We start from the raw sequence: 23,674 nt of genomic DNA on the forward strand, positions 1-23,674 counted from the left end.
CTCGGTGTGGCCGCTAGATCAGACGGGCGAAGTGATACTCGGGCTTCCTGATGACCATCGTGATCTCGTCGTGGGTGGCAGGGTATCGCCCGCGGGTCAGCCGGGAGGCCAGGCCGACGAGCGCGCCGCCCACCCGGCCCATCGCGGGCCCGCTGGTCGCGGTCTCCTCGTCGGTGATCAGCAGGCCCCGGGTCAGGCAGAACGCGTGCATCCCGTCGGCCGAGGCCAGCGGCCCGTGCACGACCGGGAGCGGCCCCGGGGTGCCCGGCACGACCAGCCGCCGCCACAGCAGCCGCCGCACCCAGGCCGGCGTGAGCCGCTCCAGCAGCGCGTAGGCCGAGTTCCTGTCGCGCATCCGCAGCAGCACCAGGCCGCCCGGCCGCAGCGACTGCAGCAGCCGGTCGAAGACCAGCTCCGCGTGCTCGATGCGCTCCAGCAGGAAGGAGAGCTGGATCACGTCGTAGGCCCGGGGCGGCAGCGCCGCCGAGCGCAGGTCGCCGAGCGTCCAGGCGACCAGGTCGGCCCGCTCCTCGACCACTCTGCGTATCGCGGGCAGGTCCTCGTCGACCCCCGTGACGCGGACGTCGATGCGCCCCAGCGCCAGCGGCTCGTCGTGGGCGCACCCGGCGACCAGCACGTCGAGGCGCCGGCCGAGCTGACCGGTCCACTGCTCGCGGATCCGCTGAACAAAGAGATCGCCCCCTTGGGCGACCGACCGCACGTCAGACATGTGACCCACAGTAATCAATAACTGCCGAAGAGTAAGGGACATCGGTCCCTCGCGAGCGTTTCCGCGCGTGATGGCGGCGGACGGGTGAGGGGCACCCGGCCAGTAGTCTGGAACGACCACACCCCCGCTGCCGTTCGGCCGGGGGTAGTCGTGTTGCCATGGGGCTGACTGATGAGTCTTTCCGGACTGCTTGACCTTGTCTCCGCCGACCCGAGCCTGGCCGCCGCCCTCGAACAGGGCGGCGACGTGGCCCTCGTCGCGCCCGCCGCGCTGCGGCCCTTCGGCGTGGCCGCGCTGGCCGGGCACGACCAGCGCGCGGTCCTGGCCGTCACCGCGACGGGCCGCGAGGCCGAGGACCTGGCGGCGGCGCTGACCAGCCTCATCGAGCCCAGCACGGTCGCGGTGTTCCCGGCCTGGGAGACGCTGCCGCACGAGCGGCTCTCGCCCCGCTCCGACACGGTCGGCCAGCGGCTGGCCGTGCTGCGCAGGCTGGCGCACCCGGTCAAGGGCGACATCGCCGCCGGGCCGCTCAACGTGATCGTCGCGCCGATCCGGGCGCTGTTGCAGCCGATCATGAAGGGCCTGGGCGACCTGGAGCCGATCCGGCTGCGGGCCGGCGACGACGCCGATCTGGACGAGGTCGTGGCCAACCTGGTGGGCAACGGCTACCACCGGGTCGACATGGTGGAGAAGCGCGGCGAGGTCGCGGTGCGCGGCGGGCTGCTCGACGTGTTCCCGCCCACCGAGGAGCACCCGCTGCGGCTGGAGTTCTGGGGCGACACGGTCGAGGAGATCCGCTGGTTCAAGGTGGCCGACCAGCGCTCGCTGGAGGCGGCCGAGGACGGGCTGTTCGCGCCGCCCTGCCGCGAGCTGCTGCTGACCGGCGAGGTCCGGGCCAGGGCGCGGGAGCTGGCCGAGCGGCACCCGGCGCTCGCCGAGGTGCTCGACCAGCTCGCCGAGGGCACCCCGGTCGAGGGCATGGAGGCGTTCGCCCCGGCGCTGGCCGGGGAGATGGACCTGCTGATCGACCACCTGCCGGACCGGGCCGCGGTGTTCGTCTGCGACCCCGAGCGGATCAGGAGCCGGGCCGAGGAGCTGGTGCGCACCTCGCAGGAGTTCCTGGAGGCGTCCTGGATCAACGCGGCCGCCGGCGGCGAGGCGCCGATCGACCTCGGGGCCGCCGCGTTCCGCTCGCTGGAGGAGATCCGCGACCACGCCGGCTCCCTGGGGCAGCCGTGGTGGTCGATGGCGCCGTTCGGCACCGGCGTCGAGCTGGCCGCGCACGACTCCGAGGCCTACCGGGGCGACACCCGCAAGGCGCTGGAGGACGTCAAGGGCTGGCTGGCCGAGGACAAGGCGGTCGTGCTGCTCAGCGAGGGGCACGGCCCGGCCGAGCGCATGGTCGAGGTGCTGAAGGGCGTCGACGTCCCCGCCCGTCTCACGAAATATCTGGACAAGGCGCCGGAGCCGAAGGTCGTCCACGTCACCACCGGCCTCCTGGAGCACGGCTTCGTCACCCCCGGCCTGGCCGTCCTCACCCACCTCGACCTGGTCGGCCAGAAGGCGTCCACCAAGGACATGCGCCGCCTGCCCTCGCGCCGCCGCAACATGGTCGACCCGCTCCAGCTCAAGGTCGGCGACCACGTCGTGCACGAGCAGCACGGCGTCGGCCGCTACGTGGAGATGGTCCAGCGCACCGTCCAGGGCGCCACCCGCGAATACCTGGTCATCGAGTACGCCAAGGGCGACCGCCTCTACGTGCCCACCGACCAGCTCGACGAGGTCACCCGCTACGTCGGCGGCGAGGCGCCCACGCTCAACCGGATGGGCGGCGCCGACTGGGCCAAGGCCAAGTCGCGGGCCAAGAAAGCGGTCAAGGAGATCGCCGGCGAGCTCATCCGCCTCTACTCGGCGCGCATGGCCTCGCCCGGCCACCCCTTCGGCCCCGACACCCCGTGGCAACGCGAGATGGAGGACGCCTTCCCCTACGCCGAGACCGGTGACCAGCTCGAAGCCATCGACGAGGTCAAGCGCGACATGGAGCGCGGCGTCCCGATGGACCGGCTGATCTGCGGCGACGTGGGCTACGGCAAGACCGAGATCGCGGTGCGCGCGGCCTTCAAGGCGGTGCAGGACGGCAAGCAGGTGGCCGTGCTGGTGCCGACCACGCTGCTGGTGCAGCAGCACATGTCGACGTTCACCGAGCGCTTCTCCAGCTTCCCCGTCACGCTCAAGCCGGTCTCCCGCTTCCAGACCGACGCCGAGATCAAGGGCACGCTCGACGGCCTGCGCACCGGCGCCGTCGACGTGGTCATCGGCACCCACCGGCTGCTCAGCCCCGAGGTCAGGTTCAAGGACCTGGGCCTGATCATCATCGACGAGGAGCAGCGGTTCGGCGTCGAGCACAAGGAGGCCATGAAGCACCTGCGCACCCAGGTCGACGTGCTGGCGATGTCGGCCACGCCGATCCCGCGCACGCTGGAGATGGGCCTGACCGGCATCCGGGAGATGTCCACGATCCTCACCCCGCCGGAGGAGCGCCACCCGATCCTCACCTTCGTCGGCCCGTACGACGAGAAGCAGATCGCGGCGGCGATCCGGCGCGAGCTGATGCGCGACGGGCAGATCTTCTTCGTGCACAACCGGGTCGCCTCGATCAACCGGGTGGCCGCGCGGCTGCGCGAGCTGGTGCCCGAGGCGCGCGTCGCGGTGGCGCACGGCCAGATGAACGAGCACCAGCTCGAAAAGATCATGGTGGGCTTCTGGGAGCGCGAGTACGACCTGCTCGTCTCGACCACGATCGTGGAGTCGGGGCTGGACGTGCCCAACGCCAACACGCTCATCGTCGACCGGGCCGACAACTACGGCCTGTCGCAGCTCCACCAGCTCCGCGGCCGGGTCGGGCGAGGCCGCGAGCGCGGCTACGCGTACTTCCTCTACCCGCCGGAGAAGCCGCTGACCGAGACCGCGCACGAGCGGCTGGCCACGATCTCGCAGCACACCGAGATGGGCGCCGGCATGTACGTGGCCATGAAGGACCTGGAGATCCGCGGCGCCGGCAACGTGCTCGGCGCCGAGCAGTCGGGCTTCATCGCGGGTGTCGGCTTCGACCTGTACGTGCGGCTGATGGCCGAGGCCGTGCAGGAGCAGAAGGCCAAGCTGTCGGGCGCCGAGCCGGTCGAGGAGGTGCACGACGTCAAGGTCGAGCTGCCGATCAACGCGCACATCCCGCACGACTACGTGACCTCCGAGCGGCTGCGGCTGGAGGCGTACAAGCGGATCGCGGCGATCTCCGCGCCCATCCACATCGACGAGGTGCGCGCGGAGCTGACCGACCGCTACGGCAAGCCGCCCGTCGAGGTGGAGAACCTGCTGGAGGTCGCCAGGTTCCGGATCAAGGCGCGGCAGGCGGGGCTGACCGACGTCACGCTCCAGGGGCAGAACATCAAGTTCGGCCCGGCCGTGCTGAAGGAGTCGCAGCAGGTCCGGCTCGACCGGCTCTACAAGAAGGCCGTCTACAAGCAGGCGGCCGAGACGCTGCTGGTGCCGGTGCCCAAGACCAAGCCGCTGGGCGGGCAGCCGCTGCGGGACCTGGACCTGCTCAAATGGTGTGGCGACCTGGTGGAGGCGATGTTCCTCGAGCCGGCGCGGGTAAGCTAGCGGCGATTTTTGTCGAAGGGATGCACGTGAAGTCGATACGAGTGGTTTTGGTCGCTGCCGCGGCGGGAGCCAGCGTCCTCGCGCTGACCGCCTGCTCTACCCCTGTCGAGGCCGGCGCGGCGGCCGTGGTCGGCAACCAGCGGATCTCGGCCAGCGATCTCACCCGGAACGTCCAGGAGTTCGAGGCCGCGCTGAAGAAGGCCAACATCACGCCGGAGCAGCTCGGCGTGCCGGTCACCCAGTTCGTGCTGTTCCGGATGACCAACCAGGCCCGCTACCAGCAGCTCGCCGCCAAGCACGGCATCACGGTCACCGAGACCGAGGTCGACGCCGCGCTCCAGCAGCCCGGCCAGCAGCAGTCGCCCGAGATGAACCTGCTGTCCAAGGGCGTCGCCCCGGCCGGTGCGCGCCCCTACCTGCGCGCCGAGCTGGGCGCGGCCAAGCTGATCGAGAAGTTCGGCGGCACCCAGAGCCAGCAGGCCGCGGCCAAGTGGGCCGAGGAGTACAACTCCATCAAGACGCAGTTCAGCCCCCGCTACGGCACCTTCCAGCAGGACCAGGGCTTCGTCGACCCGGGCCGCTTCGGCAAGCCGCTGCAGCCCGCCCAGCCGCAGCAGCAGCCGCAGGGCTAAGGCATGCCACTCGTCGTCGTCACCACCTCGCCGCGCGTCGCGCCGGGGCTGCTGAGCCACCAGGCGTGGCAGGCGCTGCGCTCCGGCCCGGTGCTGACCGGCTCCGCCGATCACCCGCAGCTCCCCTACCTGGCCGAGGCCGGGGTCGAGGTCGACGTGGTGACGCCGGACCCGGCCTCGCTGGCCAGGCGGGCCGTGACCGACACCGTCGTGTGGCTCGCCTCCGGTGACGACGAGGACTTCATGCGCGCGCTCGGCCACGCCGCCGTCGCGCTGGCCGACCCGCCCCTGATCGAGGTCGTGCCCGGCTCCTACGACCTGCCGGGCGCCCGCGTCCTCGACCTGGTCGCGGTCATGGACCGGCTGCGCGTCGAGTGCCCGTGGGACCGCAAGCAGACCCACGAGTCGCTGGTCCCGTACCTGCTCGAAGAGGCGTACGAGGTGCTGGAGACCATCGAGGAGTCCGACTACCCGGCGCTCCGCGAGGAGCTCGGCGACCTGCTGCTCCAGGTGGTGTTCCACGCGCGGGTGGCCGACGGGTTCGACATGGACGACGTGGCCGCCGGCATCGTCGACAAGCTGGTGCGGCGCCACCCGCACGTGTTCGGCTCGGTCCGGGCCGAGACCGCCGACCAGGTCAACGACAACTGGGAGGCCATCAAGGCGGCCGAGCGGGCCTCCAAGGGCGGCGAGTCGCTGCTCGACGGGGTGCCCTTGGGCCAGCCCGCGCTTTCGCTGGCGGCCCAGCTCGTCCGGCGGGCCGAGCGCGGCGGGGCGCCCGGGAGCCTGGCCGCCGCCGTCGGCCAGGGGGTCGCCCGCGAGCTGTGGGACCTGGTGCGACGCGCCCAGGAGGCCGGGGTCGACGCCGAGGCCGAGCTGCGTGCCGCCGCACGCGCCTACCGCGACAGGGTGCGCGCCTGGGAGTCGCGAGAGGGCCGATAGGCTCTAGACCCATATTGCCTTTCGATTTAGGAGCGCATCCCGTGGCTACCATCGAGGTCGTATACGCGCGCGAGATCCTCGACTCCCGGGGCAACCCGACGGTCGAGGTCGAGGTGATCCTCGACGACGGCAGCACCGGCCGCGCCGCGGTGCCGAGCGGCGCGTCCACCGGCCAGTTCGAGGCTGTGGAGCTGCGCGACGGCGACGATCGCTACAACGGCAAGGGCGTGCAGAAGGCCGTCCTCGCCATCACCGACGAGATCTTCGACGAGATCCACGGCGTCGAGGCCGAGGACCAGCGCATCGTCGACCAGATCATGATCGACCTGGACCGCACGCCCAACAAGGCCAAGCTGGGCGCCAACGCCATCCTGGGCGTCTCGCTGGCAGTGGCCAAGGCCGCCGCCGACAGTGCCGAGCTGCCGCTGTTCCGCTACGTGGGCGGCCCCAACGCGCACGTGCTGCCCGTGCCGATGATGAACATCCTCAACGGCGGCGCCCACGCCGACACCAACGTGGACATCCAGGAGTTCATGATCGCGCCGATCGGCGCGCCGACGTTCCGCGACGCCGTCCGCATGGGCACCGAGGTCTACCACGCGCTCAAGTCCGTGCTGAAGGAGAAGGGCTACGCCACCGGCCTGGGCGACGAGGGCGGGTTCGCGCCCAGCCTGCCGTCCAACCGCGACGCCCTCGACCTGATCCTCGTCGCGATCGAGAAGGCCGGCTATCGGCCGGGCGAGGACATCGCGCTCGCGCTCGACGTGGCCGCCTCCGAGTTCCACAAGGACGGCGTCTACACCATCGACGGCAAGGGCCTGTCCGCCCAGGAGCTCATCGCCTTCTACCAGGACCTGGTCGACAACTACCCGCTCGTCTCCATCGAGGACCCGCTCGACGAGGAGGACTGGGAGGGCTGGCGCGCGATCACCGAGGCGCTCGGCTCCCGGGTGCAGCTCGTCGGCGACGACCTGTTCGTCACCAACCCGGAGCGGCTGGAGCGCGGCATCAAGGCCGGCACCGCCAACGCGCTCCTGGTCAAGGTCAACCAGATCGGCACCCTGTCGGAGACCCTCGACGCCGTCGACCTGGCCCACCGCAACGGCTACAAGTGCATGATGAGCCACCGCTCGGGCGAGACCGAGGACACGACGATCGCCGACCTGGCCGTGGCGGTCAACTGCGGCCAGATCAAGACCGGCGCACCGGCCCGCTCCGACCGGGTGGCCAAGTACAACCAGCTGCTGCGCATCGAGGAAATCCTCGACGACGCCGCCCGTTACGCGGGTCGTGACGCTTTCCCGCGGTTCCAGCGCTAGTTTCGGGTACGGCCCGCGGTGGGCGAGTCCTGCCGCGGGTCCCGTCGCCGTCTGAGGGGGTAGTGCGTTGGCGAAGAGACCGCAGCTGACCGGGCGAGCCGCCATCCTGGCGATCGTGGTGTGCGCGATCGCCATGAGCCTGGCCTACCCCGTGCGCGAGTACATCGCCCAGCGGCGCAACATCGCCGAGCTCCGGGAGGAGAAGGCGCGGGTGGAGGCCGAGCGCCAGCGCCTGCTCGCCGAGGCGCAGCAGGTGCGCGACCCCAACTGGATCAAGCGCACGGCCAAGGAGCGGCTGCACTACTGCGGGCCGGGCGAGAAGTGCTACGTGGTGATGGACGCCGATCCGGGCAAGGGCAGGACGGCGGTCAAGCGGCCGGCGGCGGCGCCGCCGTGGTACCAGACGCTCTGGGAGTCGGTGCAGGCCGCCGACGACGGCACCGGCCGCCGGGCGGGCGTGACCGCCCCGGCCGACACGTCCGGCGAAACCGGCACGACCGGCAAGACTGACACGTCCGGCGATACCGGCACGACCGGCAAGACTGACACGTCCGGCGAAGCTGACAAGACCGGTGAGGCCGGCACGGCCGGCGAGGGGGAGTAGGAGAGCGTTGGAGAGCAGTGACGTCGAGGCGGTCCAGCGGCAGCTGGGGCGGCCTCCCCGAGGGTTGCGCGGGGTGGCGCACCGCTGCCCGTGCGGCAACCCCGACGTGGTCGAGACCGCGCCGCGGCTGCCCGACGGCTCGCCGTTCCCCACGCTCTACTACCTGACCTGCCCGCGGGCCGCCTCCGCGATCGGCACGCTGGAGGGCTCCGGGCTGATGCGCCGGATGCAGGACCGGCTGGCCGACGACCCCGAGCTGGCCGCGGCCTACCAGGCGGCGCACGACGACTACGTCGCCCGGCGTGACAAGGCCGCCGAGGAGGAGGGCCTGGAGCCGCTCCCGCGTGACATGCAGAGCACCGGCGGCATGCCGCTGCGGGTCAAGTGCCTGCACGCGCTCGTGGCGCACGAGCTGGCGGTGCCCGGCAGCAACCCGTTCGGCAGGGAGGCGCTGGACGCGCTCCCCGACTGGTGGAGTGACGGACCATGCGCGTAGCCGCCGTCGACTGCGGCACCAACTCGGTGCGGCTGCTGATCGCCGACGTCGGCGACGACTCGCTGACCGAGGTCGAGCGGCGGATGGAGATCGTCCGGCTCGGCGAGGGCGTGGACCGGACCGGGCGGCTGTCGCCCGACGCGCTGGAGCGCACGTTCGGCGCCATGCTGCGCTACCGCGAGCTGATCGACCGGCACGGGGCCGTCGCCACGAGGGTGGTGGCGACCAGCGCCACCCGTGACGCCGACAACCGCGACCGGTTCACCGACGGCGTCCGGGAGATCTTCGGCGTCGCGCCGGAGGTGGTGACGGGCGCGGAGGAGGCGGAGCTGTCGTTCACCGGCTCGACGCGGGGCCTGCTGCGGCTGTCGCCGGAGACCGAGGTGCCGCAGGGCCCGCTGCCGCCCTACCTGGTCGTCGACATCGGCGGCGGCTCGACCGAGTTCGTGGTCGGCTCCCGCCACGCGGAGGCGGCGATCTCCGTCGACATCGGCTGCGTGCGGCTGACCGAGCGCCACCTGCGTGACGCGGGCGACCCGCCGTCGGCCGAGGCGCTGGAGGCGGTGGTGGCCGACGTCGAGAAGGCGCTCGACCGGGTCGAGGCCGAGGTCCCGGTGCGCCAGGCGCACACGCTGGTGGGGCTGGCCGGTTCGGTGACGACGGTCGCGGGCGTCGCGCTCGGGCTCCCGGAGTACGACCCGGCGCGCATTCACCATTCGCGCATCTCCGCCGAGCAGGTGCACGAGGTGACGCGGCGGCTGCTGGCGATGACGCATGGTGAGCGGGCGGCGCTGGGCGTGATGCATCCGGGCCGGGTGGACGTCATCGGCGCGGGGGCGCTCATCCTGGACCGCATCGTGAGGCGGTTCACATTTGCGCAGGTAGTAGTGAGTGAGCATGACATTCTCGATGGAATTGCGTGGTCCCTGGCCTGAAAAGTGGCTAAATCGGGACATAACTCGCTTGCGTTCGTGTTGAGCGCGCAATCAGTTCTGTGCTTTAGTGATCGTGCATAACGGGGGCTTTGCCATATTGCGCGACACAAGAGGGCTGTCGGCGTGGCAACCGTTCCCGAGCGCATCTCTTCCCTCACGGAATGGAGCCTCATTCATGAAGTCCTCTGTGTTAGCGCGGAAGGTGGCGGCGTTCGGCGCCTCCACTTTCGTGCTGGCCGGCCTGGTGGCCGGGCTGGTGTCCAGCCCCGCTCAGGCCGCCACGGCCTCCTCCGCGACCGCTGGGGCAGCGGCCGCCAAGACGAAGGCCAAGGTCTCCGTCTCCACGCCGAAGGTGTCGGAGCGTGACTACGTCGGCGCCTGTCCGGTGTCGGTGACGTTCTCCGCCACGGTCAAGGTCTCCAGCAAGGCCAAGACCACGCTGGCCTACCGCTGGCTCCACGGCGACGGCTCGAAGAGCAAGGTCAAGACCGTCAAGGTCAAGGGCACGAAGTCCGTGAAGGTCACCGAGAAGGTCACCTTCAAGGGCGACGTCAAGGGCTGGCAGGCCCTGCAGGTCCTCGGCCCGCGCACGGTGACCTCGAAGAAGAGCTACTTCTCGGTCAACTGCATGAAGCTCGAGGGCACCCGCGACGACGTGCGGGTCTCCGCGCGCGCCTGGGCGAGCCCGTCCCACTACGTGGGCTCGTGCGACCCCGGCAAGCGGATCCACTTCGCCGGCCGGATCACCGTGAACCGCCCGGCCTGGGTGCGCTACCGCTGGGTCGTCAACGGTGACGTCGTGGACTACGGCAAGGTCAAGGTCTGGGACTCCCGCAAGGTCTACGCGGGCATCACCGCCCGTCACAGCCAGCGCGGCTCCGCGGTCCTGCAGATCCTGAGCCCGGACCGTGAGTACTCGAACCGGGCCTACTACAAGGTCTGGTGCAAGGACTACACCCCGCCGGCCCCGGCTGTGAAGGTCTCCGCCTCCGACCTGGTGACGGCGACCAACCACGACGGCTGCAAGGTCAGCGCGCACGCCAACATCAACCTCAACCGCGCCGCCGACGTCCGGTGGGTCTGGTCCGTGAACGGCCAGGCGGTCGAGCAGGGTTCGCGCTACTTCGGCAGCGGCACCAAGAACGTCTCGCTCTCGCAGCGGGCGCTGCACGGCGCCGCGAAGAACGGCGGCAAGATCACGCTGTCGGTCTACGGCCCGAACAACAGCGACTCCATCACGCAGTCCTACGCTGCGTGTGACGAGCCCAAGCCCGAGCCCTCCTACGAGGTCTCCGGCGCTTCGGTGAGCGCGAGCGAGAACACCTGCCCGTCCGGCACCCTGTCCGGTTCGGCCACGGTGACCGGCAAGAACGGCTTCAAGGGCCAGGCCGTGTGGACGTACGAGGGCACGCACCTCGGCTCCGCGAACATCGGTGACGGCTCCACCACGGTCTCCTTCTCGCAGAACTTCAACGAGCTGACGAAGGACGGCGTGGCCGAGCTGAAGATCTTCGACCCGAGCGGCAAGCTCCTGAAGGCGGTCCCGGCCTCCTTCCAGGCGCCCTGCAAGGCCTGAGATCGCTGAACCGGGTGGCGCCTGGCGCCGCCCGGTTTTCCTTTTGCCGCTATTACGCTTTGCACAGTAGTGTGCATGGCGTGGATAGCAGCCAGTTGCTCAAGGGCGTGCTCGACCTGGCCGTCCTGGCGGTGCTCGACGACCGCGACGGCTATGGCTACGACGTCGTCCGCCGCCTCAGGGAGGCCGGGCTCACCGAGGTCGGCGACGCGTCCGTCTACGGCACGCTGCGCCGCCTGTTCAAGGCGGGCGCGCTGACCTCGTACGTGGTCGCCTCCGACGAGGGGCCGCACCGCAAGTACTACGGGCTCAACGACGCCGGACGCCGGCAGCTCGCCTCGTCGGCGGCGACCTGGACCTCGTTCGCCGCCACCATGGACTCCCTGTTGAAGGAGGGGCCGCATGACTGATCACGATGCTTACGCGCGGGCCGTGCGCGAGGCTCTGGCACGCCATCCCGAGCGCGAGGAGCTGCTGGAGGACCTGGACGACCATCTGGCGGAGATCGCCGCCGAGTCGGACGCGTCGCTGGAGGACCGGCTCGGCCCGCCCGACGCCTACGCCGAGGAGCTCCGGGCCGCCTACGCGGGCCGCCCCGAGGCCGTCAGCGGCCGCAGGAGGCCGCGTGAGATGGCCGCAGGGTTCGTGGCCCGGGTGCGGCGGCACAGCCTCTACGGGGGCGCCACGGGCTTCCTGCGGGAGCTGCGGCCGGGCTGGTGGGTGCTGCGGGGCTACGCGCTGGGCATGGCGGCGCTGGCGCTCAATCCGGGCCCGGCGGCCGAGGGTCCCGGACTCGTGCCGGGCGGCGCCGTCGAGATCCTGGTGGTCGCCGTGGCCGTGGCGGCGTCGGTGTGGTTGGGGCGGCGCCGCGGGGGATGGCCGGCCCTCTCGCTGGCCGTCGCCGCCAACGCGGCGGCCGCGGTGGCGCTGCTGGCGGGGATGCTGGCGGGCGCCGCACCCGTCCCGGAGCAGGCGTTCTCCCCGACGCCGCAGTCGGTGCGGCCCGATGTCGTGCTGGTCGGCTCGGGATCGCCGTTCGCCGCCGCCGTCACCAACATCCGGCTCTACAAGGACGGCAAGGCGCTCGTGGGCGTGGACGTCTACGACCAGGACGGCAGGCCGCTCGTGCTGTCGCCGGAGGAGCACGGCCTGGAGATCGACCCGGCGTGCGGCGACGTGATCCGCAACCGCTACCCGCTGCCCCTGGTGACCGCCGAGGAGGCCGAGGCCAGGCGGCTGCGCGAGCTGGAAGGCGGCAAGGCCGACGTGGTGCCCGCGCCGTCGGCCTGCGCGACGTCCGAGCCGCGCTGATCGGGCACCATCGGTGTCATGAGCTACGTACCTCCCGGCACCGGCTGGCCCGACGACCCCGCGACCCCCGCCACGCCCGTGGCCGCCGGCCCGGCGGACGTGCGCGCGCTGGCCGACTCCAGCCGTGACCTGGCCGACCTCACCGCCCGGCAGTCGGTCTGCCGGGCCTGCCCGCGCCTGGTGGCCTGGCGCGAGGAGGTGGCCGACGTCAAGCGGCGGGCGTTCGCGGACGAGACCTACTGGGGGCGGCCCATCGCCGGGTGGGGCGAGGAGCACCCGCGGATCCTGCTCGTCGGCCTGGCCCCGGCCGCGCACGGCGGCAACAGGACCGGCCGGATCTTCACCGGCGACCGCAGCGGCGACTGGCTGTTCGCCTCGCTGCACCGCACCGGGCTGGCGGTGCAGGCGACGAGCACGTACGCCGGTGACGGGCAGAAGCTGGTCGGGACGCGGATGCTGGCGTCGGTGCGGTGCGCGCCGCCCGCGAACAAGCCGCTGCCCGAGGAGAAGGCCACCTGCTTCCCGTGGATGGCCCGTGAGATCGCGATGGTGGCCGGCAGCGTGCGGGTGGTCGTCGCGCTCGGCGGCTACGCCTGGCAGGCGATGTGGCCGGCGCTGCGGGAGGCGGGCTACGCGCTGCCGCGCAGCAGGCCGCCGTTCGGGCACGGCGCCGAGGTCGAGGTCACGTACGGGAGCGCGCCCGTGACGCTGCTGGGCTGCTACCACCCGAGCCAGCAGAACACGTTCACCGGCAGGGTGACGGCCGACATGCTCGACGGGATCTTCGCGCGGGCGGTCGAGCTCTCGGTGTGACGCGTTGCACCATCCCCGCGTTGGCCTTCGCGGATAAGCGTGGCGTAAGCTTGTGAATGCTTTCACAAGCTATCCATCGAGGGATGGGGCCATGAACAAGCACATCTTGATCGTCGGCGGCGGTTACGTCGGTCTCTACACGGCACTGCGTCTGCAGCGCAAGCTCTCCCGGGAGCTGCGCGCCGGCGAGGTGCGCATCACGATCATCGACCCCCAGTCCTACATGACCTACCAGCCGTTCCTGCCGGAGGCGGCGGCGGGCAACCTGTCGCCCCGGCACATGGTCGCCCCGCTGCGGCGGGTGCTGCCCAAGGTGAGCATCCTCAACGGCAGGGTGACCAAGGTCGACCACGCGGCCCGCACGGTCACCTTCCAGCCTGCCGAGGGCGCGCCGCGTGAGGTCGCCTACGACGTCATCGTCATGGCCGCGGGCTCGATCTCGCGCACGCTGCCCATCCCCGGGCTCACCGACATCGGCATCGGCTTCAAGACCGTGGGCGAGGCCATCGCGCTGCGCAACCGGGTGCTGCACCTGCTCGACGTGGCCGAGTCGACCGAGGACCCGGAGGTGCGCCGCAGGGCGCTGACGTTCGTGGTGGTCGGGGCGGGCTTCGCCGGCGTCGAGGCGCTGGCCGAGCTGGAGGACATGGCCAAGCACTCGACCCGCTACTACCGCAACATCAAGCCTTCGGACATCCGCTGGGTGCTCGTCGAGGCCACCAACCGGGTGCTGCCCGAGGTGGGGCCGGAGATGGGCAAGTGGACGCTGGAGCAGCTCCGCGAGCGCGGCATCGACGTCAAGCTGGACACCCGGCTCGAATCGTGCGTCGGCGGTCACGTGGTGCTCAGCGACGGCTCGGAGTTCGAGGCCGAGACGCTGGTGTGGACCGCGGGCGTCAAGCCCAGCCCGGTCGTCGCCGACAGCGACCTGCCGCTCGACGAGCGCGGCCGGCTGAAGACCACGACCAAGCTCACGCTCGCCGGCACCCGCGACGCGTTCGCCGCCGGTGACGCGGCCGGCGTGCCCGACGTGACCAACCCCGGCCAGTACTGCGCGCCCAACGCCCAGCACGCCGTCCGTCAGGCGAAGGTGCTCGGCGACAACATCGTCCGCCACCTTCGCGGGCAGGAACTGGTCGATTACCGCCACAAGTACGTCGGATCGGTCGCCGGTCTCGGCCTGCACCAGGGCGTCGCGAACGTCTACGGCGTCAAGCTTCGCGGATTCCCTGCGTGGTTCATGCACCGCACCTACCATCTGTCGCGGGTGCCTACGCTGAACCGCAAGGTCCGTGTCGTCGTCGACTGGACCCTGGCCCTGTTCTTCAAGCGCGAGACGATCTCGCTGGGTGAGATGGAGCACCCGCGCGAGGGGTTCAGGGCAGCCGTCGCCACCATGCGACGCTAGCCCAGGCACGGCAGCGCCCCGGCGGTCCCGCCGGGGCGTTTCGGCACCCGCTGACGGAACTAGAAAGGGGTGCCGCCGGTGGGGCTATCAGCGGTGACCGTGCTCGGCGTCGACAGGCCAGGCGTGATCGCCGAGGTCACCGGCGCTCTCGCCGACTGCGGGGCGAACATCCACGACTCGACGATGACGCTGCTCGGCGGCCACGTCGCGATGATGCTGCTCGTCTCCGGCGACCTCAGCTCCGACGACCTGCTGGAGAGGCTGTGCGTGCCCGACGCGGTGGTGACCGCCTCCGCCGTCGAGGCCAGGCGCTACTTCCGCGCCCACACCAACGGGATCGGCTACGTGCTCACCGTGCACGGCCCCGACCGGCCGGGGATCATCTCGGCGATCAGCGCCGTGCTGGCCGCCGACGGCGGCAACATCACCGGCATGAGCACCCGCCTGTCCGGCCGCCTGTACGTGCTCATCGCCGACGTCGAGCTGCCGGAGAAGGTGGACGTGGCCGCGCTCATGCGCAGGCTGGCCAACGTCGGCGCGGGCCTCGACTCGGAGATCACCTTCCGTCCCGTCGAACCGGACCTGCTGTGAGCGTACGGCCGGGGACCGCCCGTACGCTCCTCGGCGCCCCGCACCCGCTGCTGTCGTCGCCCGCCGAACAGGTCGACCCCACCGCTCCCGAGGTCGTCGCCGCCGCGGCCGACCTCCTCGCCACGCTGCGTCACGAGCCCGCCAGGACCGGCCTGGCGGCTCCCCAGATCGGGCTGAGCTGGCGGCTGATCGCCTTCGACGCCGGCCGCCACCCTCGGAGCCGTTCGTCGGCCGGGGAGCTCGTCATCGTCAACCCTCGCCTCACGGGGGCGTCCCACTGGGACCGCGGCCGCGAGGGCTGCGCCTCCATAGCGGGCCTTTTAGGAGATGTACGGCGAGCGTCGCGTATCACCGTACATGGGCGTTTGCCAGGAACCGGGAAGCCCGTCACCATCGAAGCGGATGCATTCGAAGCTCGGTGTATTCAGCACCAACTGGACCATCTGGACGGCGTACTCTTCCTGGACAGAGTGTCTGGAGCCCTATCACTTCACCGCAGACTTCACACTTGTGACGCCTGATGCGAAGTTGTGCTCCTCGGAAGCATGGTCCGTTTCGTATGATTGCGGCGCCCCCGTAGCCCAATGGCAGAGGCAAACCCCTTAAAAGGGTTGACGTGCGGGTTCGAATCCCGCCGGGGGCACCGGCTTCTACCATGGGAAATGCTTCTTTTTCGGCCGCGGCGGCCTGGGAACTTCCGCGGCGCGGCGTTCGTTGACCTCCCGGCTGAAGTCTCGAAACTACATAGATCCGAGCGCGAGTTGACCTAGGTGCCGTCCGGTCCCATAGGCTCGGCGCACAGGAGGCAGCGATGGAGAGCAAGAACCCCGTATTCAGCAGATCGCGGCAGCAGACCGGCTGGGGCGGCCAGGCGCCGACCCCTGACCAGCTGCAGCACATGTACGACGCTCCGTCGTACACCCCGCCGGCGCCCCCGGCCTTCCGCACGATGACGATCGACGACGTCGTGGTCCGCGGCTTCATGACGCTGGGCGCGCTCGTCGTGGCGGCCGGCGCGGCGTGGTATCTCAACGTGTCCATGGGCGTGGCCATCGGCGCGGCCATCGTCGCGCTGGTGCTCGGCCTCATCGCCTCGTTCAAGCAGAGCACCAACCCGGCGCTGATCCTCGGCTACGCCGTCTTCGAAGGCGTCTTCCTCGGCGCGCTCAGCCGGGTCTTCGAGGGCGCGATCAGCGGCATCGTGGTGCAGGCGGTCCTCGGCACCGCGATGGCGTTCGCCGGCATGCTGGCCGTCTACACGCTGCGCATCGTCCGCGTCACCCCGAAGATGGTCAAGTTCGTGATCGCCGCCGCGATCGCCGCGCTCGGCCTGGTCCTGGTCAACCTGCTGGCCGGCCTCTTCGTCGACGGCGGGCTCGGGCTGCGCGAGGCCGGCCCGCTCGGCTACGTGTTCAGCGCCGCGATGATCCTGCTCGGCTGCTTCTTCCTGCTCCTCGACTTCGACGCCATCGAGCAGGGCGTCAAGCAGGGCGCCCCGGAGAAGTTCGCCTGGCAGTGCGCCTTCGGGCTCACGCTGAGCCTGGTCTGGATCTACCTGGAGGTGCTCCGGTTCCTGTCCTACTTCACCAGTAGCGACTGACCCCCGGACCGTCACGGAAAGGGCCCCGCCGGTGACCGGCGGGGCCCTTTCGCTGCGCGACCGGAAATCTACCCGCCGTGACAAGATCCTCCGGGCTTGGGGCCTTGCCATATCTCTGCCTGTGTTGCAGTGTCAACAAAAGGCCTTAATCCGTGGAGGTGCCCATGTCCTTGAACCACTCACCGGAGACGCAGACCAAGCTCATCGCCAGAGTCCCTGCCATCACGGGACGCGAACTCCCCGAGTGGTTCCAAGCCATCGACAACGGCCCGGCATTCCTGAGGTGCGACGAGCGGGCCAACTGGCTCGCCGACGAGCACGGGCTGACCCACGGCTACGCCGCCGCGATCGTGCACGAACACGAGCGGCACCGCCGTAACCGCATGGGCTTCATCTAAGCCCTCGTCGTCGACCCGCGCCCGTGCCCCGCACGGGCGCGGACCCATGACACGGCCGCGCGTGCTGGCACCCACGGAAGCGAGCACGCGATCATGGCCGCATGGACCTCGACAGAGCACGTGACTTCCTGGCCCGCAACCACCGGGCCATCCTCCTGACCACGCACGCCGACGGCCGCCCGCAGATGTCGCCGGTGGTCGTGGGGGTCGACGACGCCGGGCGCGTCGTCGTCAGCACCCGGGAGGCCGCCGCCAAGACGCGCAACGCCCGCCGCGACCCCAAGGTCGCCGTCTGCGCCTTCACCGACGGCTTCTTCGGCGAATGGGTGCAGGTCGAAGGCACCGCCGAGATCGTCTCGCTGCCGGAGGCCATGGACGACCTGGTCGCCTACTACCGCGGCATCTCCGGCGAGCATCCCGACTGGGACGACTACCGCGAGGCGATGAGGCGCGAGCGCCGCGTCGTCATGCGCATCACCCTGGACCGGGCCGGCCCCGACGTCCACCGCTGACCGTCCCGTACCGGAGATCCGGCGGGCGCCGCGAGAACGCCCGCCGGACGGGTCAGCTCAGGCGCTCCAGGATCATCGCCATGCCCTGGCCGCCGCCGACGCACATCGTCTCCAGGCCGATGCTCTTGTCGTGGTGCTGGAGGCTGTTGATCAGCGTGGAGGTGATGCGGGCGCCCGTCATGCCGAACGGGTGACCGACGGCGATCGCGCCGCCGTTGACGTTCAGGCGGTCCAGGTCGATGCCCAGGTCCTGGTAGGACGGGATCACCTGGGCGGCGAACGCCTCGTTGATCTCGACCAGGTCGACGTCCTCGATCGCCATGCCGGCGCGTGCCAGCGCCTGCTTGCTCGCCTCCACCGGGCCGAGCCCCATGATCTCCGGCGACAGGCCCGTGACGCCCGTCGACACGATCCGGGCCAGCGGCGTGATGCCCAGCTCGGCCGCCTTCACGTCGCTCATCACCACGACCGCCGCCGCGCCGTCGTTGAGCGCGCAGCAGTTGCCCGCCGTGACCGTGCCGTCGGGGCGGAAGACCGGCTGCAGCGCCGCGACCTTCTCGTACGTGGTGCCGGCACGCGGGCCGTCGTCCTTGCTCACCACGGTGCCGTCGGGCAGCGTCACCGGCGTGATGTCCTTCTGCCAGAAGCCGTCGGCCAGCGCCTTCTCGGCCAGGTTCTGCGACCGCACGCCGAACTCGTCCTGCTCCTTGCGGCTGATCCCCTTGAGCTGGGCCAGGTTCTCCGCCGTCTGGCCCATCGCCACGTAGATGTCGGGGACCGTCCCGTCCTCGCGCGGGTCGTGCCAGGTGCGGCCGCCCTCGGCGAACGCCTTCGTCCTGGCCCGCGCCTCGCCGAACAGCGGGTTCATCGTGTCGGGCCAGGCGTCGGAGTTGCCCTTGGCGAACCGCGACACCGTCTCCACGCCGGCCGAGATGAACACGTCGCCCTCGCCGGCCTTGATCGCGTGGAACGCCATCCGCGTCGTCTGGAGCGACGAGGAGCAGTAGCGGGTGACCGTGGTGCCCGGCACGCCGTCCAGGCCGAGCAGCACCGCCACGACGCGGGCCATGTTGAAGCCCTGCTCGCCGCCGGGCAGGCCGCAGCCGAGCATGATGTCGTCGATCGTCCCCGGGTCGAGCTGGGGCACCTTGGCGAGCGCGGCCTTGATCATCTGGACGGTCAGGTCGTCGGGGCGGATCTCCTTGAGCGACCCCTTGCCGGCCCGTCCGATGGGCGAGCGGGCGGTTGCGACGATGACTGCCTCGGGCATGGCCCCTCCTTTGTCAGCACAGTGACTAGAACTATATTCCAATACCTCCGAGTCATCACGCCCCGCCCTCCGGGTTCTTCGGAGAGCGGGGCCGTTCAGGGGCGTTCAGGGCCGTTCAGGGGCCGTGCGGGCAGGTCAGCCGTACATGCCGGGGGCGGTGGCGGTGCGGTCGTTGGTGGCGTGGACGTGGCCCTTCTCGTCGCGCCAGAGCCGCCAGCCGTCCTGGCTGCCGGTGTACCAGGCGGGCGGGGTCGCCGCGCCGCGCACGCGCTTGCCGGTGGCCAGGTCGTACTCGCACAGCGCGGCCGTGGAGTAGAAGCCCGGGGCCTGGCCGCGCAGCGGGAGGGGCTTGGGGTCGGTGACGCAGAAGGACCAGCCGCGCTGGTCGTCGACGGGGACGGACTTGCCGGTGACGAGGTCGAAGGCGGACCCCTTGTGGCCGTGCTTGAGGAAGCCGAGCTTCTCCATCCGGCTGGGGAAGGCCAGCCACCAGCCGGAGCCGGGCACGTCGGAGGCGGTGATCTGGCCGACGACGCGGCCGGTCTCGGAGTCGAGCCGGGCGAAGCCGCCGTAGGCGCCCTGCTGGTCGACGGGCCGGACGACGGGGGCGAAGCCGGGGCTGCCCGAGGGGTAGACGCGCACGACGGAGGGCCGCATCCAGTTGATCGTGCCGTCGCCGATCTTGATGGAGAACAGCCCGAACGCCGAGACCTTCTTCGTCTTGGGGTTGGTGTAGGGGGCGACGTAGCCGATCAGGTTGTCGCCGGTCGAGCCGAACGCCCAGCCGCCGGACATGTCGATGCCGGGGCCGAGCGCCTGCTCGATCGGCTGCTGCCACTGGAGCTTGCCGGTCTTGAGGTCGTACGACTCGATCATGGGGTTGGCGGCGAGCCGGAGCATGAGGACCCGGCTCGCGTCGGACCATTCGACCTCGGCGATGCCGGGCAGCTTCCACATGAGCTTGCCGGTGGCGGGGTCGAGGACGACGACGCGGGCCTTGGACAGGGCGGTGTGCTCCGACAGGCAGAGGTAGGGGCCGCAGCGCTGGGGGCCGAAGGTGGAGTGGATGGGCCGGGTCCACAGCTGCTTGCCGGTGCGGGCGTCGCGGGTGATGAGGGTGGCGTTCCAGCGGCCCTTCTTGGCGGGGTCGAGTGCGGCGATGACGGCGCCCTTGCCGGTGTCGACGAGGGCGGGGGGCGAGACGCCCATGCCGGGCAGGCGGCCCGCCATGGTGGCGGGGTGGGCCCAGAGTTTCCTGCCGCTGGCCTGGTCGAGGGTGACGGTCTCCAGCGTGCCGTCGGGCTTCATGGCGGTGGCGGTGACCACCCCGCCGGCGGCGGCCATCCGGCTGACGGCGTTGATCTCGTTGTTGTGCCAGGTCGGGAAGCTGGCTGTGGCTGCATCGCTGTTGGAACAGCCGGCCAGGGCCAGGGTTCCGGCGAGGGCGAGAGCCGGTTTCGCGAGAGGCCGGAGCACGGGCAATTCACTCCAAAGGTGGACGACGAGTGACGGCCCCGGCTCGGAGGGTGACCGGGTTCAGGCGTCGTTCAGCCCCTCCCCGAGGCGACGGCGGAACAGGTTGGCCCACTTGCCGTGGGTGCCGCTGGCCCGCCCGTCGACCCGGGTCGCGGAAACCTCGGTGCCGGGCTCCTCCGCGGCCGTGGCCGCCGCAAGGTAGATCGGTTGCAGTCCTTCGCCGCGCGCGGGCCGAGGCTCGGGCCACAGTCCTAGCGCGGCGCATACAGAAGGTAGCACCGCGTAAGCGGCCTGGGCGTAACCTCGGTCAGATGGATGGAAACGATCCGGTCCGAACATTTCGCCCGGATTTGCGTGGAATTCCTCGCCGAGGAGGTCGGCGAACGCCACCGTACGGCCGCCCGCGTCGACCACGCCGACCGTCTGGGCGGCGGCGATCTGGCGGCTCCACCGCCGCGCCACCCAGCGCAGCGGCTGCGCGATGGGCCGGACCGTGCCCAGGTCGGGGCAGGTGCCGACGACCACCTCGGCCCCGGCCTCACGCAGCCGCCTGACGGCCTTGGTCAGGTGGCGCACGGCGGTGGCGGGCGAGGTCTGGGTGATGACGTCGTTGGCGCCCACGAAGATCACGGCCACGTCGGGGCGGAGTTCGAGCGCGGCGTCCACCTGCTCGGCCAGCTCGGCCGAGGCCGCGCCCGACTTGCCGACGACGCGCAACCGTACCGGACGCTCGGCGACGGCGGCGAGGCCGCACGCGATCAGCACCCCGGGGGTCTTGCCTGGATCGGTGAGGCCCAGGCCGACAGAGGTGGAGTCGCCCAGCATGGCCAGCTTGAGCGGCTCGCCGGGGAAATCGCCGTAGTCGCCGTCGGAGAACGGGCCGTCCATGCCGTGCGGGCGCCCGATCGTCTTGCGGGCCAGCATGCCCTCCGCGATCAGCAGGCCGTAGGCGGTCGCGCCGAGCGCCGTCAGGCCTCCTCCCCCCAGCGCGGCGGCTGTCGCGATCCTGCGCGCCGCACGCGCCATGCCCGCTGGCCAGACCACGTGTGTCCTCCCAACCGAACTCGGCGGTAGCGTTTGCATGAAACTAGCCGAGGGCCTGCCAACCGTACGGGATCTCGGCCCCGGACCAGCTGACCAAGCTTCGGTAAAGAAGGTGAACACCTCGGTGCGCGTTTATGATTCCCTGGTCGAGCTGATGGGCAACACTCCGCTCGTCCGGCTGCACAAGGTCTCGGCGGGGTTGCCGGCCCAGGTGCTCGCCAAGGTCGAATATTTCAACCCCGGCGGATCGGTCAAGGACCGGATCGCGGTCCGCATGATCGAGGCCGCCGAGGCGTCCGGCGAGCTGCGCCCCGGCGGCGTGATCGTCGAGCCGACCTCGGGCAACACCGGCGTCGGCCTGGCCATCGTGGCCCAGCAGAAGGGCTACCGGTGCCTGTTCGTGGTGCCGGACAAGGTCGCCGGTGACAAGATCTCCGTCCTGCGGGCCTACGGCGCGGAGGTCGTCGTGTGCCCGACCGCGGTCTCGCCCGACCACCCGGAGTCCTACTACTCGGTCTCCGACCGGCTGGCCCGCGAGATCCCCAACGCCTGGAAGCCCGACCAGTACTCCAACGTCAACAACCCCGAGTCCCACTACCACTCCACCGGCCCCGAGCTGTGGGAGCAGACCGACGGCGGCATCACGCACTTCGTCGCGGGCATCGGCACCGGCGGCACGATCAGCGGCACCGGCCGCTACCTCAAGGAGGTGTCCGACGGCCGCGTCCGGATCATCGGCGCCGACCCCGAGGGCTCCGTCTACTCGGGCGGCTCCGGCAGGCCGTACCTGGTCGAGGGGGTCGGCGAGGACATCTGGCCGGCCACCTACGACACGGACATCTGCGACGAGATCATCGCGGTGTCCGACCGCGACTCCTTCAACATGACCCGCAGGCTCGCCCGCGAGGAGGGGCTGCTCGTCGGCGGCTCGTGCGGGATGGCCGTGGTCGCGGCGCTCCAGGTGGCGGCCAAGGCCGGGCCCGACGACACCGTCGTGGTGCTGCTGCCCGACGGCGGGCGCGGCTACCTGTCGAAGATCTTCAACGACGACTGGATGGCCGACTACGGCTTCCTGACCACCGCCTCCGAGGAGGGCCGGGTCGGCGACGTGCTCGCCCGCAAGGGGCCGGGGCTGCCGGAGTTCGTGCACGCCCACCCGCACGAGTCCGTCGGCACCGCCATCTCGATCATGCGCGAATACTCGGTGTCGCAGCTCCCGGTCATGAAGGAGGAGCCGCCCGTCATGGCGGCCGAGGTGGTCGGCTCCATCGTCGAGCGCGACCTGCTGGAGGCCCTCTACCACGGCAAGCTCTCCTCCGACGACCTGATCTCGCAGCACATGTCGTCGCCACTGCCCATGATCGGCAGTGGCGAACCCGTGTCCCGCGCGGTCGAGGTGCTGGAGAAGGCCGACGCCGCCGTGGTGCTGGAGGACGGCAAGCCCGCCGGGCTGCTCACCCGGCAGGACCTGCTCGCGTTCCTGGCCGGCCGTTAGGGCTTCATGATCGACTTGATCACGGTGCCCAGGCCCTCATGGCCGCGCCCCTCGGCGTCGGCGCGCTGGAACAGCCGGCGCAGGGCCTGCGGCACCGTGGTCTCCAGCCCTGCATCCTCCAGCGCCGCCACGGCGTGGCCGAGCCCCTCGGCCTGCATGTGCAGGCTGTTCAGCTCGCCCGGGTAGACGCCGGCCTCGAACTCCTCGGCCAGGATCTTCGCGAAGCCCATCGGCCCGTCGGAGCCCAGGCCGGTGAACGTCTCCCGGGCGAACGGCACGAACTCCGACGGCGCCACCCCGGCCGTGCGCAGCAGCGCCATCGCGTGCATGTAGCTCGTCAGCGACGACCAGAAGACCAGCAGCTGCGCCTGGTAGTACATCATCGCCAGACCCTGGTCGTGGCCCACGTACGTGACCTCAGACAGCGCCTCCAGCGTGCTCGCGTGCCGGTCGAGGATCGGCTTGGGGCCGCTGTAGAAGGCGTACGCGCCGGGCTTGCCGATGCCGGGCGGCGGCACCATGATCCCGCCCGTCACCAGCGTGCCGCCCCGCCCGGCCACCCATTCGGCCGCCTCCCGCAACGCCTGCGGCGTGTCCGAGGAGAGATTGACCACCACCTTCCCGTCCAGCCTGGCGTCGCCGAAGCTGTCGTACATCGCCTGATAGCTGATCTGGCTCACCACCAGCAGCTCGCCCGTCACCGGCGAGTCCGCCCACTTGGCCCCCCGGGCCACCAGCGGGTCCGCCTTGCTCGCCGTACGGTTCCACACCGTCACGTCATGGCCCGCGGCCAGGAACGTCTCGGCCATCGTCGCGCCCATCGGCCCGAGGCCGATCATCGTCACTTCACTCATGGGTTCAC

General features: G+C 70.9%; 23 protein-coding genes and 1 tRNA gene. 19 read left to right on the forward strand and 5 right to left on the reverse strand.

Going from position 1 to position 23,674, the window contains the following annotated elements; genetic code table 11:
- Nucleotides 1–13 precede the first annotated feature (13 nt).
- Nucleotides 14–730 (reverse strand): class I SAM-dependent methyltransferase, encoded by a 717-nt coding sequence (locus AB0G11_RS14660; RefSeq protein WP_219505085.1) that lies wholly within the window; start codon nucleotides 728–730, stop codon nucleotides 14–16.
- 171 nt (nucleotides 731–901) lie between these two features.
- Between AB0G11_RS14660 and mfd the strand changes: the two genes are divergently transcribed.
- From mfd to AB0G11_RS14750, 18 genes are all read left to right on the forward strand, one after another.
- Nucleotides 902–4,390: a transcription-repair coupling factor gene (gene mfd, locus AB0G11_RS14665; RefSeq protein ID WP_357586240.1), complete on the forward strand. Its 3,489-nt coding sequence runs from the start codon at nucleotides 902–904 to the stop codon at nucleotides 4,388–4,390.
- 26 nt (nucleotides 4,391–4,416) lie between these two features.
- Nucleotides 4,417–5,022, forward strand: coding sequence for a SurA N-terminal domain-containing protein (locus AB0G11_RS14670; protein WP_357586242.1), 606 nt, complete (start codon nucleotides 4,417–4,419; stop codon nucleotides 5,020–5,022).
- Between the two features lie 3 nt (nucleotides 5,023–5,025).
- Nucleotides 5,026–5,964, forward strand: a complete 939-nt coding sequence (locus AB0G11_RS14675) for a MazG family protein (RefSeq protein ID WP_219505079.1) — start codon at nucleotides 5,026–5,028, stop codon at nucleotides 5,962–5,964.
- 41 nt (nucleotides 5,965–6,005) lie between these two features.
- The gene (gene eno, locus AB0G11_RS14680; protein WP_219505077.1) at nucleotides 6,006–7,283 is read left to right on the forward strand and encodes a phosphopyruvate hydratase; all 1,278 of its coding nucleotides are present in this window, start codon (nucleotides 6,006–6,008) and stop codon (nucleotides 7,281–7,283) included.
- 67 nt (nucleotides 7,284–7,350) lie between these two features.
- On the forward strand, nucleotides 7,351–7,887 hold the full coding sequence (locus AB0G11_RS14685; RefSeq protein ID WP_357586244.1) for a septum formation initiator family protein: 537 nt from the start codon (nucleotides 7,351–7,353) through the stop codon (nucleotides 7,885–7,887).
- 7 nt (nucleotides 7,888–7,894) lie between these two features.
- Nucleotides 7,895–8,383, forward strand: coding sequence for a DUF501 domain-containing protein (locus AB0G11_RS14690; protein WP_357586246.1), 489 nt, complete (start codon nucleotides 7,895–7,897; stop codon nucleotides 8,381–8,383).
- On the forward strand, nucleotides 8,374–9,318 hold the full coding sequence (locus AB0G11_RS14695) for a Ppx/GppA phosphatase family protein (RefSeq protein ID WP_219505065.1): 945 nt from the start codon (nucleotides 8,374–8,376) through the stop codon (nucleotides 9,316–9,318). Before AB0G11_RS14690 ends, AB0G11_RS14695 begins: the two co-directional genes overlap by 10 nt.
- 175 nt (nucleotides 9,319–9,493) lie before the next feature.
- Complete coding sequence (locus AB0G11_RS14700) at nucleotides 9,494–10,894, forward strand: hypothetical protein (RefSeq protein WP_357586248.1); 1,401 nt, start codon at nucleotides 9,494–9,496, stop codon at nucleotides 10,892–10,894.
- 80 nt (nucleotides 10,895–10,974) lie between these two features.
- Complete coding sequence (locus AB0G11_RS14705; protein ID WP_219505061.1) at nucleotides 10,975–11,304, forward strand: PadR family transcriptional regulator; 330 nt, start codon at nucleotides 10,975–10,977, stop codon at nucleotides 11,302–11,304.
- On the forward strand, nucleotides 11,297–12,205 hold the full coding sequence (locus AB0G11_RS14710; protein ID WP_357586250.1) for a hypothetical protein: 909 nt from the start codon (nucleotides 11,297–11,299) through the stop codon (nucleotides 12,203–12,205). The genes AB0G11_RS14705 and AB0G11_RS14710 overlap by 8 nt, the downstream gene beginning before the upstream one ends.
- Before the next feature lie 18 nt (nucleotides 12,206–12,223).
- Nucleotides 12,224–13,018: a uracil-DNA glycosylase gene (locus AB0G11_RS14715; protein ID WP_357586252.1), complete on the forward strand. Its 795-nt coding sequence runs from the start codon at nucleotides 12,224–12,226 to the stop codon at nucleotides 13,016–13,018.
- 91 nt (nucleotides 13,019–13,109) lie between these two features.
- The gene (locus AB0G11_RS14720) at nucleotides 13,110–14,426 is read left to right on the forward strand and encodes an NAD(P)/FAD-dependent oxidoreductase (RefSeq protein ID WP_219505055.1); all 1,317 of its coding nucleotides are present in this window, start codon (nucleotides 13,110–13,112) and stop codon (nucleotides 14,424–14,426) included.
- Nucleotides 14,427–14,504: 78 nt separating this feature from the next.
- On the forward strand, nucleotides 14,505–15,017 hold the full coding sequence (locus AB0G11_RS14725) for an ACT domain-containing protein (protein ID WP_219505053.1): 513 nt from the start codon (nucleotides 14,505–14,507) through the stop codon (nucleotides 15,015–15,017).
- Complete coding sequence (locus AB0G11_RS14730; protein WP_357586254.1) at nucleotides 15,014–15,538, forward strand: peptide deformylase; 525 nt, start codon at nucleotides 15,014–15,016, stop codon at nucleotides 15,536–15,538. The genes AB0G11_RS14725 and AB0G11_RS14730 overlap by 4 nt, the downstream gene beginning before the upstream one ends.
- Before the next feature lie 49 nt (nucleotides 15,539–15,587).
- Nucleotides 15,588–15,660: transfer RNA gene (locus AB0G11_RS14735), tRNA-Leu, on the forward strand.
- Between the two features lie 168 nt (nucleotides 15,661–15,828).
- Nucleotides 15,829–16,617 carry a Bax inhibitor-1/YccA family protein gene (locus tag AB0G11_RS14740; RefSeq protein WP_357586256.1) on the forward strand — a complete coding sequence of 263 codons (789 nt, stop codon included), beginning with the start codon at nucleotides 15,829–15,831 and terminating at the stop codon, nucleotides 16,615–16,617.
- A gap of 164 nt (nucleotides 16,618–16,781) precedes the next feature.
- Entirely contained in the window at nucleotides 16,782–17,015 is a 234-nt protein-coding gene (locus tag AB0G11_RS14745) for a DUF4287 domain-containing protein (RefSeq protein ID WP_357586258.1), read from the forward strand.
- 101 nt (nucleotides 17,016–17,116) lie between these two features.
- Nucleotides 17,117–17,527 (forward strand): PPOX class F420-dependent oxidoreductase, encoded by a 411-nt coding sequence (locus AB0G11_RS14750; RefSeq protein WP_357586260.1) that lies wholly within the window; start codon nucleotides 17,117–17,119, stop codon nucleotides 17,525–17,527.
- Between the two features lie 52 nt (nucleotides 17,528–17,579).
- Here the strand turns inward: AB0G11_RS14750 and AB0G11_RS14755 are convergent, their stop codons facing one another.
- The 3 genes from AB0G11_RS14755 to AB0G11_RS14765 all read right to left on the reverse strand — a co-directional run bounded on the left by AB0G11_RS14755 (nucleotide 17,580) and on the right by AB0G11_RS14765 (nucleotide 21,317).
- Nucleotides 17,580–18,797: an acetyl-CoA C-acetyltransferase gene (locus tag AB0G11_RS14755; protein ID WP_219505047.1), complete on the reverse strand. Its 1,218-nt coding sequence runs from the start codon at nucleotides 18,795–18,797 to the stop codon at nucleotides 17,580–17,582.
- Between the two features lie 135 nt (nucleotides 18,798–18,932).
- Nucleotides 18,933–20,273, reverse strand: a complete 1,341-nt coding sequence (locus AB0G11_RS14760; RefSeq protein WP_357586262.1) for a PQQ-binding-like beta-propeller repeat protein — start codon at nucleotides 20,271–20,273, stop codon at nucleotides 18,933–18,935.
- A gap of 60 nt (nucleotides 20,274–20,333) precedes the next feature.
- The gene (locus AB0G11_RS14765) at nucleotides 20,334–21,317 is read right to left on the reverse strand and encodes an SGNH/GDSL hydrolase family protein (RefSeq protein ID WP_308125752.1); all 984 of its coding nucleotides are present in this window, start codon (nucleotides 21,315–21,317) and stop codon (nucleotides 20,334–20,336) included.
- A gap of 124 nt (nucleotides 21,318–21,441) precedes the next feature.
- On the opposite strand from AB0G11_RS14765, the gene AB0G11_RS14770 reads away from it, so the two are divergent.
- Entirely contained in the window at nucleotides 21,442–22,812 is a 1,371-nt protein-coding gene (locus tag AB0G11_RS14770; RefSeq protein ID WP_219505045.1) for a cystathionine beta-synthase, read from the forward strand.
- Here AB0G11_RS14770 and AB0G11_RS14775 read toward each other — a convergent pair.
- Nucleotides 22,809–23,666: an NAD(P)-binding domain-containing protein gene (locus AB0G11_RS14775; RefSeq protein WP_219505044.1), complete on the reverse strand. Its 858-nt coding sequence runs from the start codon at nucleotides 23,664–23,666 to the stop codon at nucleotides 22,809–22,811. The genes AB0G11_RS14770 and AB0G11_RS14775 overlap by 4 nt on opposite strands.
- Between the last annotated feature and the right edge of the window lie 8 nt (nucleotides 23,667–23,674).

This window comes from Nonomuraea sp. NPDC023979, assembly GCF_040639085.1.
Lineage (GTDB): Bacteria > Actinomycetota > Actinomycetes > Streptosporangiales > Streptosporangiaceae > Nonomuraea > Nonomuraea ceibae.